The sequence below is a fragment of the Pseudomonas sp. ZS1P83 genome, from assembly GCF_054897825.1.
The window spans coordinates 1,919,415-1,931,578 of record NZ_CM142706.1 but is presented as its reverse complement, the minus strand read 5'-3'; the positions used below and the strand labels follow the sequence as shown (position 1 = coordinate 1,931,578).

Annotated in this window: 7 protein-coding genes and 1 pseudogene; all 8 read right to left on the bottom strand. The window is 59.3% G+C overall.

Annotated features, from left to right (window positions below):
- Window positions 1-23: 23 nt before the first annotated feature.
- Window positions 24-1,943, bottom strand: coding sequence for a TAT-dependent nitrous-oxide reductase (nosZ, locus tag ACYZT0_RS09300; protein WP_462045559.1), 1,920 nt, complete (start codon window positions 1,941-1,943; stop codon window positions 24-26).
- Window positions 1,944-1,999: 56 nt separating this feature from the next.
- On the bottom strand, window positions 2,000-4,213 hold the full coding sequence (gene nosR / locus ACYZT0_RS09295) for a transcriptional regulator NosR (RefSeq protein WP_462045558.1): 2,214 nt from the start codon (window positions 4,211-4,213) through the stop codon (window positions 2,000-2,002).
- 71 nt (window positions 4,214-4,284) lie between these two features.
- Window positions 4,285-5,673: an oxygen-independent coproporphyrinogen III oxidase gene (hemN, locus tag ACYZT0_RS09290; protein ID WP_462045557.1), complete on the bottom strand. Its 1,389-nt coding sequence runs from the start codon at window positions 5,671-5,673 to the stop codon at window positions 4,285-4,287.
- Between the two features lie 22 nt (window positions 5,674-5,695).
- Window positions 5,696-7,042, bottom strand: a complete 1,347-nt coding sequence (locus ACYZT0_RS09285; RefSeq protein WP_462045556.1) for an oxygen-independent coproporphyrinogen III oxidase — start codon at window positions 7,040-7,042, stop codon at window positions 5,696-5,698.
- 116 nt (window positions 7,043-7,158) lie between these two features.
- Window positions 7,159-7,602 (bottom strand): CopD family copper resistance protein, encoded by a 444-nt coding sequence (locus ACYZT0_RS09280; protein WP_046046915.1) that lies wholly within the window; start codon window positions 7,600-7,602, stop codon window positions 7,159-7,161.
- Between the two features lie 792 nt (window positions 7,603-8,394).
- Complete coding sequence (locus ACYZT0_RS09275) at window positions 8,395-8,835, bottom strand: CBS domain-containing protein (RefSeq protein ID WP_462045555.1); 441 nt, start codon at window positions 8,833-8,835, stop codon at window positions 8,395-8,397.
- Between the two features lie 40 nt (window positions 8,836-8,875).
- Window positions 8,876-9,253 (bottom strand): nitrite reductase small subunit NirD, encoded by a 378-nt coding sequence (gene nirD / locus ACYZT0_RS09270; RefSeq protein ID WP_462045554.1) that lies wholly within the window; start codon window positions 9,251-9,253, stop codon window positions 8,876-8,878.
- Window positions 9,253-11,813 (bottom strand): annotated as a pseudogene (nirB, locus tag ACYZT0_RS09265) (nitrite reductase large subunit NirB). Before nirB ends, nirD begins: the two are co-directional and overlap by 1 nt.
- Window positions 11,814-12,164 lie beyond the last annotated feature (351 nt).

Here is a 12,164-nt window from a genome sequence, read left to right as displayed (position 1 = left end):
CCGCTCCTGTCGATGGGCAATGGTCAGGCCTTCTCGACCTTCATGCGGCCGACCATTTCCATGTGCAGTGCATGGCAGAACCAGCTGCAGTAGTACCAGTGCAGGCCGGCCTTGTCGGCGATGAAGGTGATCGATGAGGTCTGCTGCGGGCTGATCTCCATGCTCACGCCATGGTTGGTCATCACAAAGCCGTGGGTCACGTCTTCAATCTGGTCGATGTTGGTGATGGTCACAGTGACCTCGTTGCCCTGTTTGACGGTGAATTCCGGCAGGCCATAGGCCGGGGCCATCGAGGTCATGTAGACGCGGACTTTGTTACCGTCGCGGATGACTTTGTTGTCGGTTTCCAGCTTGATCCCGTCTTTCGCGGCGATCACCACGGTTTCGGCAAAAAACGGGTCGTTGCGGTCCCAGATTTTTTTGGTCTTGATCTGGTCGCGACGGGCCATGACGCAATCGTGGGGTTCGGCAAAGGCCGGGCCGTCGTGCACCAGTTTCATCTCCTCGCCGGAAATATCGATCAACTGGTCGTTTTCCGGGTGCAACGGGCCGGTCGGCAGGAAGCGGTCTTTGGAAAACTTGCTGAGGACCATCAGCCATTGACCGTCGGCCTCACGGGTTTCGGTCAGCGACGCATGGTTGTGGCCCGGCTGGTACTGCACGTCGAGTTTCTGCTTGATGTAGTTGACCTTCTCGCCGGTGTAGGCGCGAACGGCCTCCTCCACGTTCCACTTCACCACCTGACTGTCGATAAACAGCGTGGTGTAGGCATTACCGCGGCCGTCGTAGGTGGTGTGAAGCGGGCCCAGACCCAGTTCCGGTTCGCCGACCACCGCGTCACGCGGGTCCTTTAGTTTGTCGTCGAACAGATCATCGAGCTTGGCGGTGGCGATGATCGTGCAAGTGGGCGAGAGTTTGCCGGCGGCAATGAAGTACTTGCCATCGGGCGTCATGTTGATCCCGTGGGGGTTCTTCGGCACCGGGATGTAACGCGTGAACGCGCTGTCCTTGCCTTCGTTTTTGCGTCCATCGACCACCGGGACTTTGGAGCCGTCCAGGGTAATGAACTTGCCAGCCTTGATCGCCGCCTCGATGCGCTGGATGTTGAACACCACCACCCAGTCGCGCTCATTGCGCATCATGCCGCCCAGGTCGTAGGCCTTCTCCGAGTTGTAGCAGGTCGACGCCGCGTACTTGCCGGTGTAGTCGGCGTCGGTGTTATCCAGGTTGCCGTCGACGATGACCTGGAAGGCCATCTCCATCTTCTCGGCATCAATGGCGTTGAACATCGTGTAGCTATTCTTGTCCTGCAGGTCGAAGGTGCTGCCGTCATTGGGGTGTGGAATGACAAATTCGGCATTGGCGAACACGTACTGGGTGTGCGGCACTTTTTGCAGGCGCAGCCCGTGAACGGCCTGCACATTGGGCACGGTGAGCATCTTGTCGCACTTCATGATGTCCAGCCGGATACGCGCAACGCGGCTGTTGGCTTTGTCATTGATGAACAGGTACTTGCCGTCGTACTTGCCGTCGGTCATCGACAAATGCGGGTGGTGGCAGTCGCCATTCTGGAAATGGGCGCTGTCGCCCATGATCCGTTTGCTTTCGTTGGTCAGGCCCCAACCGGTGGCAGAGTCAACGTTGAACACCGGAACACGCAACAACTCGCGCATCGACGGAATGCCCATGATCCGCACTTCACCCTGATGGCCGCCGCTCCAGAAACCGTAGTACTGATCCAGTTCGCCCGGCCCGACGTGGGTTTTCAGTTGCGCGTCCTTGGCCGCTGCCGCCCATGTCTCACGGGTAAAGACCGCGCCACCGATGGCCGTGGCACCGGCCAGTACCGCGCCGGTTACCGCACTGGTGCCCAGGAAGCCGCGACGACTGAGGCCGGTCGGTTCCGGCACTTCAGTGGTTTTCTTGGATTCTGTGTCGTTCATGAGGTGTGTTCCTTGAAGGGATAAAAACGGTCGCTGCGCACAGGCGCTCGCGGGGTTCATTCCAGAGCGGTGACTTCCACGACAGGTATCAGTTGCACAGCCGCGGGTGCCGGTTTGCCGCGCTTCTTGCGCTTGTTAATCAGCGGCGGGCATTTGTTGTCGTTGTGGTAGGTCATCTGGCAATCGAGGCAGTAGTGGCACTCGTTGGCATTGATCCGGCCATCGGGATGAATGGCCTGGATCTCGCATTCCTTGGCGCACAATTGGCAGGGCGTGCCGCAGTCCTTGCGGCGTTTGAGCCAGTCGAACAGACGCAATTTGCTCGGAATCGCCAGCGCCGCACCCAAGGGGCAGATGTAGCGGCAATAGACTTTGCGCGTGAAGATATTGATGACCAGCAGCGCCACCGCGTAGAGCACGAACCACCACTGGCGGTCGAACCTGAGGGTGATGGCGGTCTTGAACGGTTCCACCTCGGCGAACAGCTCGGCGGTGGACATCGATTCCAGGGAGAGGCCGAACAGCAGCAGCAAAATGATGTATTTGATCGCCCACAGCCGTTCATGGACCGCGAACGGCAGTTCGTACTGGGGGATTTTCAGCTTGCGCGCGGCTTCGTTGATCAATTCTTGCAAGGCACCAAACGGGCACAGCCAGCCGCAGAACACGCCGCGGCCCCACAGCAGAATGCTCGCAGCGGCGAAGACCCAGAGCATGAAGATCAGCGGATCGGTGAGAAACAGCTCCCAGCGGAAGTGCTCGAACAGCGCATGCACAAAGGTCAGGACGTTGACTACCGACAACTGCCCCAGCGCATACCAGCCGAGAAACACCACGGTAAAGATCAGGTAACCCCGACGTAGCCAGTGCAGAAAATGTGGCCGGCGGGTGAATTTGTCCTGCAAAAACAGGATCGCCGTCAGCAGTAGCAACGCGGTCCCGAGTACAGCTATCTGGAAGTGTTTCTGGTACCAGATGGTCAACCACATCGGCCGACTGGCTTCCTCGAGGGCGGCCAGTTCTTCGGCGCTGGGCAGTGGCCGTTCAAGGTACGGCTCGGGCAGTTGATAAGGCAATTCGAAGCTGCTGAAGGTGCCACTGACCGGACCGGTCTGACGACGCACCAGCAGTTCCAGGGACCAGGGCGATCCCGGATCGAACCGGACCGGTTCGCGCACAATGAAAATCGACATCTCAGTGAACTCGGGCATGCCTTTGGCAAACACATCCGAGAGCCGCTGGTGGTCCATGTCGCGAAAACTGATGACGTTGCCGAACTGACGCAGTTGCACCCGATCGAAAATACCGCCGCGCACATACCCCGAGCCTTTATAGGAAAACAGCCCACGACCCAGCACCGCGATGGCCTGCTCGCCAGGCTTGAGGTCTTGCATGAGGAAGCGATATTGATTGTCGCCCAACAGCGCGCGGCCAATGGTCGGCGGGTTCAAGTCGGCGGTGTACAGTTCGATAAAGGTCTCATCAACCTGATCGGCGCTGGCGTTGTCGACGCCTTCGGCTTCGGTGCCCTTGAAGGCGGTGTCGACCTGGCCACGGGTCAGGTTCAACCGGCGGATAGCGCCGTTGCCGGTCAGTTGTTCCCAGGTCGCGGGCTCGAAAAAGTCCTGCCGCACGGTGGCGGGCTTGCGCGCCACAGCGCCCGTGTCCTCGACCAGCTTGAGCGATACGGCCACCTCATGGGCGGCGCGCATGATGACCTCGTTGACCACCATCGCCGTAACGGTCGCCCCTGCAATCGCATCGACGGTGACCGCGTTCGGGTCACTGGAATGGCCGACGACGACCCGCTGACTGACCTTGATGCCTTTGTATTTGGCGCTGAAGCCGTGAAGTTTTGCCTCAGGGATGCCAATCAGCAAAATCGGCTCGTGGTGCTCCAGCACATAGGCATCCTGAATCATGCCGGCGGTGTCGAGGATCACCTGGGTGTTAATCGGTTTGCCCGAGTAGGCCGGAATATCCACCACGTCCAGGCTCTGGAACACATAGCCGAGCACCTTGCCGGCGGCGGACAGCGTGCGCACCTTGAACGGGCCTTCGGGGGCGGAAACCGAATCAGTCTGAGGGAAGGCTTTCTCGATGCGCTGCTGCTCGATGTCACCGTATTGCTTGGCCTGAACGACCTCAAAGGTGGCGAGCATCAGCATCAGCAGGACCACCAGCCCGACGCCCCAGGCGCGCAGGTTGCCGTGTATCGAAGGCTGATGGATTGTCATGGGCTCGCTGATTTCAAAAGGGCTTGCGGTCATGTTAGGGAGCGTTGCGCCCCCTGCCCTTGATTGAAATCAACAAAAGTCATTAGAGGACACGCTCCAATGTCTCAGACGGTGCGTGAAAACTGCCCTTTTTGTTCACCACCCAGATAGGCGTCAAACGCCATCGCGGCACTGCGCATCATCAAATGCCCTTGTGGCAACAGCACCAATTCGTCGCGATGAATCTGCAGCAATCCATCGCGCACGTGCTCGTCCAGCTGCGCCAGCGCCTCGGCAAAATACTCGGTAAAGCGAATGCCATGGCGCGCTTCATACTTGTCGAATTCAATACGGCCATGGCACATCAGGTCGCTGATCACCTCGCGGCGCAGCAGGTCGTCGGCGTTCAAGCGGTAACCCCGATGCACCGGCAACATCCCTTGATCGATACGGCTGTAATACTGCGAAAGCTCCTTGACGCTCTGGCTGTAGCTGTCGCCGACCTTGCCGATCGACGACACCCCAAGGCCGATCAAATCGCAGTCGGCATGGGTGGAGTAACCCTGAAAATTGCGCTGCAGGGTGCCATTGGCCCGGGCCAGCGCCAGCTCGTCATCCGGCAAGGCGAAATGATCCATGCCGATATAGACATAACCGGCCTCGGTCAGACGGCGAATGGTCAGCTCGAGCAGTTCCAGCTTGCGCTCCGGTGGCGGCATGTCGGCAGGGCGAATCAGCCGTTGCGCGCGGACCATCTCCGGCAAATGCGCGTAGCTGTAGGCGGCAATCCGGTCCGGGCGCAGCGCGATGATCTTGCTGAGGGTGACGTCGAAACTCTGCACGGTTTGCAGTGGCAGACCGTAGATTAGGTCGACGCTGATCGACTTGAATTGCGCCTCGCGCGCCGCCGCCACCAGCGCATAAATCTGCTCTTCACTTTGCTGGCGATTGACCGCTGCCTGCACGGCGGGGTCGAAATCCTGCACGCCGAAGCTCAGGCGATTGAAGCCCAGTTGGCGCAACGACTGGATCTGTTCGGTACTGATGGTGCGCGGATCGACCTCGATGGAAAACTCATGGTCATCGCTGTCATCCATGTTGAACGCCTGGTGCAGGCAGTCCATCAGGTCCGCCAGTTGTTCACTGGTCAAATAAGTCGGTGTGCCGCCGCCCAGATGCAACTGAGTGAGTTTGCGCGTGCTGTCGAACAAGGCCGCCTGCATCGCGATTTCACGCTTGAGGTACTTCAGGTACTCAACGGCGCGATGGGTTTTCTGGGTAATGATTTTGTTGCAGGCGCAGTAGTAACAAAGGCTTTTGCAGAACGGAATGTGGATGTACACCGACAGCGGTTTTGGCGCAGCCACCTGATTGCTGTCGCGGGCGGCACGCTGATAGTCGTCAACGGCAAACGCCTGATGAAACTGCGGCGCCGTGGGGTAAGAGGTATAGCGCGGCCCCGGGCGGTCGTACTTTTCGACCAGGGCGCGATTGAAATCAAAGGTCGTGTTCATGATCGATCAACTCGCAATGGGGTTAATGCCTCGCACCGCCCAAATCCTTTTCAAACAGGTTGCAGATGGCATCCACTTCCGGCCGACCGGCGGGAAGAATGCTGATGAAACGGTCTGACAACTCAATCAACCCATCATGGCTCAATTGCTCCAGCAACGGCCAGACAGCGCAAAAGTACTTTGAAAAAACCAGCCCATAGCGCCTCTCGATGGCGCGGATATCCAGTTCCTGATCACAGGCCAGACGCTCCATGACCATTTGCCTGATCTGATCCCCTGCCTCGAAGCGCCAGCCTCGACACGTCGGCAATTGCCTCATGTCCAGCTGCTGCTGATAACGTTCAATCTCATCGGTGTTTTGCGTGTACAAATCGTCGATCTGGCTGATGGCACCCAAACCGAATCCGACATAATCGCAATACCCGTGACGGGAGAACCCTTCACAGGTACGGCGTAACCGGCCTCGCTCCTGGGCGATCGCCAGATCATCATCAGGCCGGACAAACTGCCCCAGACCGATGTAGTGATAACCCGCGCACATCAGCTGTTCAAAGCAGATCTGGCGCATCGCGCCTTTATCGTCCTGGCTGCACAGCGCTCTGACGTTGTCACCGAGTACCGGCCGATAGCGGCGTGGTGGCCGGGCGTAGTCGAACACCATCAGCCTGTCCGGCTCCAGCTCGATAATGGTCGCCAGTTTCAGCGCAAAACTGTCTGGCGTCTGCCAGGCATGGCCAAAACCCAGATCGACGTTGATTGATCGAAAGCCAAAGGTGCGCGCGGCATCCATGAGCGAGTGGATTGGCGCCGGGTTCTGGTAGCAGGCCACCGACCTGTCACAGTCGGAGTCGGTATCCGGAACGCCAATGCTCACATGATTGAATCCCTGGTCGCGCAGCAAGCCCATGGTCGACCAGTCGGTATGGTGAAGGTCCACCTCGACGCTGTAGTCACCGCACTCATGCTCAAGAAAGTTGAACCGGCCACGCAGATGATTCATCAGCCGCTCTAAATGGGCAGCCGTTGGTGTTCCGCCCCCCAAATGAAACTGCTCGACCCGTTGCTCGGCCCCCAGGTGACACCCGACGAGGTCGATTTCACGCTCCAGGCGTTCAAGGTACTGCTCGATACCGCTGAGCTCGCCGGCGATATCGCGCGCAGAACAGGAAGACGGCTTGAGGCTGGAAGGCAGCTGCACGTTCAGGGACAGCGGACGGCACTTCTGGCGGCTGATGCGCACTGCACGAAGCAGATCCAAAGAGCCAATACCGTCATGAAATTTTTGCGTGTCGGCATGACAGTTGAGGTCAAGCACGCCTTGATCGCACCGAGCGATCAACTCGCCGGGGTTGTGAAATAAATCGAGCATGACGGTCTCCGAGACTGGCTGCGGATCTTAAGTCTCCCGGTTAAGCCATCAATGCTCCTTGATTTGCATCAAGCGCCAGCGAAGTGTCTGCACAACGGAACACCGGTCAGACCCGATTACCACGTCAGGTAAAACATTCCCTTGGCCAGCAGTACGATAACGACCATGTGGCAAAACAGGCTGCCATGGATGAAGTGCAGGTATCGCGGGCTCATCCGGCCGCTTTTGAACAAAAACATGGCGCCCAGAAAATGCAGCAGCACACTCACGGCCACCGCGATTTTCAACGCCAGCAATGTGCCGAACGATGAGGCCAATGGTGAGGCAAGGGCTGGCAAGTAACGCAACCAGACCATGCCCAGTCCCGCACCAAACAACACCAGCAGCACCCACGGCATCAGCGAGCGGGCTCGGCGGCCGATGCCCTGCTCCACCAGCAGCATCACTCTGGCGGGTAACTGTTTGCGGATGCTTTCAAGGAACAGGACTTCGAAGAACACCGTGCCGATGAAGATCAGCGCGGCAAACAGATGCAAGGTCAGAATCAGCGGATAGATCATGGAGTTTTCGCCTTGAGTCAAGGCAACCCGCGCTACGGCGAACATTGGGGTGAGCGCGCTGGCTGTCGGTCTCTTGAGACTATAGAGACCGCCTGGCCATGCGGTTGATACCGATCAAGAAAGGCGCAAAACCCCCAGGCTCGAGTGCATATCCGTTTCTGCGGTCACGGCGGCTTAGGGTTCCGCCCTTACGGCGGGTCACTTGGAAAAGCCCCAAGTAACCAAGGGCTCTTGCCCCTGACGTTCGGTGCCTCGCCTAGGCTCGGCATGCCCTCGAGGGGGCGTACACCGCAAAAGCAAAAGCGAGGCGGCCTACCGGCCGGCCTGCCTCTTCAAGCGCACGCATTCCCCCTGTGGGAGCGAGCCTGCTCGCGAAAGACGTGAACGATAACGCGTGCTGTCTGAATGAATGCGGTGTCCGGACGTTTTTCGCGAGCAGGCTCGCTCCCACAGGTACAACGCCGGGTTTTTGATCTTGCTTTTGATCTTGCTTCTGATCTTGATCTGCCCCGTCGGAAGGCCGAGCGCAGGTTCTGCGCAGTGGGCACCGCGGCAAGGATGCCGCGGTAGCCGCCCCCGGCCATGGATGGCCGATGGCGGCGGGCCCACGGAGCAGGACCGGAGCGAGGGTATGCCGAGCCTGGGCGAGGCACCGTACGTCAGGGGCAAAAGCGTTTGGTTACTTGGCGCTTTTCCAAGTGACCCGCCGTAAGGGCGGAACCCTAAGTCGCCATCACCGCAGAAACGGATATGTACCCCCAACCTTAATTAAACAGCGAGGCGCCGACCCGTTCAGTGCCCGCGAATGTAATGCTCCAGTTGCCGAATCAGATCGGCCTGTTCGACGATGGCTTCTTTGACCAGATCACCAATCGATAACAGGCCAATCAATTCGTCGCCCTCTAGCACCGGCAGGTGGCGCAGATGACTGTCGGTCATGACCGCCATGCAACGCTCGATGCTCTGCTGACTGTCCGCTGTCACCACGGGCGCGCTCATGATGTCGCGCACCGGCGTACCGACCGAGGAACGCCCCTCCAGAACGACCTTGCGCGCATAGTCGCGCTCGCTGATCACCCCGACCACCTGCCCGGCCTCGATCACCGGGAGCGCGCCCACGTTCTTTTCGGCCATTATCCTCAGGGCCTCAAGCACCATTTCATCGGGCGCGATGCTATGCACCTGGCGGTTTTGCACGACCTTGAGTTTCAGCAATTGTGCGGCTGTTTTCATCAGTGCCTCCGATACCGTTGCGCGATTCTGTTGACCACCTTCAAGCCACCCCGACTTGCACCACGCCAGCGTTCAAGCGCACAGGCCAGACACGCAGACGCTGTTGCGGATACTCCAGGCAGCTACCGTCCTCAAGCCGGAAATGCTGCTTGTAGATCGGTGATGCAACGACCAGATCACCCTTGATGCTGCCGACCAACCCGCGACCGATGACATTCGCCCCGGATTGCGGGTCATGGTTATCGATGGCGTAGAGGGTCCGACCCTCGGCACCCGGCAGATAGAACAGCGCCACTTGCGCGCCGTCGAGCCAGACGACGACGCCGGAGTTGCTGACCAGATCCTGTTGCTCACACACCGTTTGCCAGGCATCGGTGTTTTCCAGGGAATCGATGCGTTGGGTATTGGACTGGCTCATCAGGCAATCTCCTCGGTGACCGGGATAAGGTTGAGTTCGGCGGCCATGATCGGGCGCCGCTGGCCACGTTCCTGGACAAAGTGGATGTCCGGGTCCGGGCGTTTATCGTTGACGAAGGTACGGAAGCGCTTGAGTTTTTCCGGGTCTTTTAGGGCGTTGGCCCACTCGCATTCATAGCGGTTAACCACCAACTGCATCTGCGACTCGAGTTCTTCACCCAGCCCGAGGCTGTCGTTGATGATCACGTCCTTGAGGTAATCGAGGCCGCCCTCCAGGCTTTCGCGCCACACCGAGGTGCGCTGCAATTTGTCGGCGGTGCGGATGTAAAACATCAGGAAGCGGTCGATGTAACGGATCAGGGTTGCATCGTCGATGTCGGTCGCGAACAGCTCGGCATGGCGAGGACGCATGCCGCCGTTGCCGGCGATGTAAAGATTCCAGCCTTTCTCGGTGGCGATCACGCCAACGTCTTTGCTCTGGGCCTCGGCACATTCCCGTGTGCAACCGGACACCGCGAACTTGAGCTTGTGCGGCGAGCGCAGGCCCTTGTAGCGGTCTTCGATGGTCAGGGCCATTTGCACACTGTCCTGCACACCATAACGGCACCAGGTGCTGCCGACGCAGGACTTCACCGTGCGGGTCGACTTGCCGTAGGCGTGCCCGGTTTCGAAACCGGCTTTAATCAGCTCCGCCCAGATGTCCGGCAGTTCATGCAACTGCGCGCCAAACAGGTCGATACGCTGGCCGCCGGTGATTTTGGTGTAGAGGTTGTATTTCTTCGCCACTACACCGATCGCGATCAGTTTGTCGGCGGTGATCTCACCACCGGGGATGCGCGGCACCACCGAATAGGTGCCGTTTTTCTGCATGTTGGCCATAAAGGTGTCGTTGGTGTCCTGCAGCGGCACCAGCGACGCATCCATGATCGGCTGATTCCAGCACGAAGCGAGGATCGAGCCCACCGCCGGTTTGCACACGTCGCAACCGGTGTGGCCACGGCCATGCTTGGCCAGCAGCTCTTCGAAGGTGATCACCCCTTCTACCCGCACCAGCGCATAGAGTTCCTGACGGGTATAGGCAAAGTGTTCGCACAGGCTTTTGTCGACGCTGACGCCACGGGCAATCAACTCATGCTCGAAGACTTGCTTGAGCAGCCCGGCACAACCACCGCAACCGGTACAGGCTTTGGTCTGCGATTTGAGCAGGCCGAGGTCGGTGCAACCACCGTCGATGGCCGAGCAAATGGAACCCTTAGTGACGTTGTGGCACGAACACACCGTGGCCGATTCGGGCAACGCGCCCGGGCCCAGGGTCGGCGCGCCTTCGGACGATGGCAGAATCAGGCTGGCGGGTTCCGCCGGCAGCGCAATGGCGTTCTGCATGTATTGCAGCAGCGTGTCGTAATAGCTGTTGTCACCGACCAGCACTGCACCGAGTACATGCTTGCCCGTGGCATCTACCACCAAGCGTCGATAGCTGGCCGTGGTTTCGTCGATGAACTGATAACTGCGCGCGCCCGGCGTGCTGCCGTGCGCGTCGCCGATGGAACCGACATCGACGCCCAGCAGCTTGAGCTTGGTCGACATGTCCGCGCCCATGAACGGCTCGGCCGCCTCGTTGCACAACAGTGCAGCGACGCCGCGCGCCATCTGGTAACCAGGTGCAACCAGACCAAAAATGCTGCCATTCCAGGCGGCACACTCGCCGATGGCGTAGATGTTTGGATCGCTGCTCAGGCATTGGTCGTCAATCACGACACCGCCGCGCGGGCCGACTTCCAGCGAGCATTGACGGGCCAGCGCATCTTGCGCACGGATACCGGCGGAGAACACGATCAGGTCGGTTTCAAGAAATTCGTCATTGGCGAAATTCATCCGGTAGCGGTAGTCCTCGCCCGCGCTGATCGACTGCGTTCCGCGCGACAGGTGCACACTGACGCCGAGCCGCTCGATCTGCGCCTTGAGCGCCAGGCCACCGTACTCGTCCAGTTGCACCGGCATCAGGCGCGGGGCGAATTCCACCACATGGGCTTCTAGCCCGATGGTTTTCAGGGCGTTGGCCGCTTCCAGGCCCAGCAAGCCACGCCGACCACCACACCGCGTCGGGCGTTGGTCGCCGCGGCACGGATGGCGTCGAGGTCTTCAAGGGTGCGATACACCAGGCGCGAATCGCCCTCGGCGCCTTCGATCGGCGGCACAAACGGATAGGACCCGGTGGCGAGCACCAATTTGTCGTAGGAGACGCACCCTTGTGCGGTGATCACCTGGCGGCGGACGCGGTCGATTTCCACTACCGGCACCCCCAGATGCAGGGTGACGCCCGGGGTCTGGTACAGCGAGGCTTCACCGAGGGCCAGCGACTCGGCATCACGGCCGGAAAAATATTCGGAAAGGTGCACACGGTCGTAAGCACGCATCGGCTCCTCGCTGAAGACGTGCAGCCGATAGTGATCAAGGGCACCGCGTTCGATCAGCTGTTCGACACAATGATGTCCGACCATGCCATTGCCGATCACGATCAGCGATTGCAGCTTGTTCAAAGTGGCAACATTGGAATTCATAAGAGACACCCGTCTATAGCTGTTCAAAAAGCAAAAAAAAACGCCTGAAACCTTGCGGTTCCAGGCGTCTTTGCCTGTTCATTTACGGTGCCAGGTCAGGCATCTATGCCGGATCCACCGATGTTGCCCACGACCTGTTCGGCCAATCGATCGTCGTTGACCGAGGGGGCTGCCCACTCGACTGCATTCACAGTGGGCCTGAACAGTGTCTTGCAGACTTTGTGCCAGTCGGCCGTAGGCCGTGCTTGCGCAGGTAAACGTGGACCACGGGTGCCCATGAAAGCCCGATATTTGCCTTCGCATAGTGCAGAGGCGTGTTGCACGGCCTTATAAAAGTGCACGAAGCTATCC

What these genes read in the sequence shown, in the direction of transcription:
- nirD (WP_462045554.1), bottom strand. Translation starts at nt 9,253, where the DNA reads ATGAGCCAGTCCAATACCCAACGCATCGATTCCCTGGAAAACACCGAT.
- ACYZT0_RS09285 (WP_462045556.1), bottom strand. Translation starts at nt 7,042, where the DNA reads ATGCTCGATTTATTTCACAACCCCGGCGAGTTGATCGCTCGGTGCGAT.
- nosZ (WP_462045559.1), bottom strand. Translation starts at nt 1,943, where the DNA reads ATGAACGACACAGAATCCAAGAAAACCACTGAAGTGCCGGAACCGACC.
- hemN (WP_462045557.1), bottom strand. Translation starts at nt 5,673, where the DNA reads ATGAACACGACCTTTGATTTCAATCGCGCCCTGGTCGAAAAGTACGAC.
- nosR (WP_462045558.1), bottom strand. Translation starts at nt 4,213, where the DNA reads ATGACCGCAAGCCCTTTTGAAATCAGCGAGCCCATGACAATCCATCAG.
- ACYZT0_RS09280 (WP_046046915.1), bottom strand. Translation starts at nt 7,602, where the DNA reads ATGATCTATCCGCTGATTCTGACCTTGCATCTGTTTGCCGCGCTGATC.
- ACYZT0_RS09275 (WP_462045555.1), bottom strand. Translation starts at nt 8,835, where the DNA reads ATGAAAACAGCCGCACAATTGCTGAAACTCAAGGTCGTGCAAAACCGC.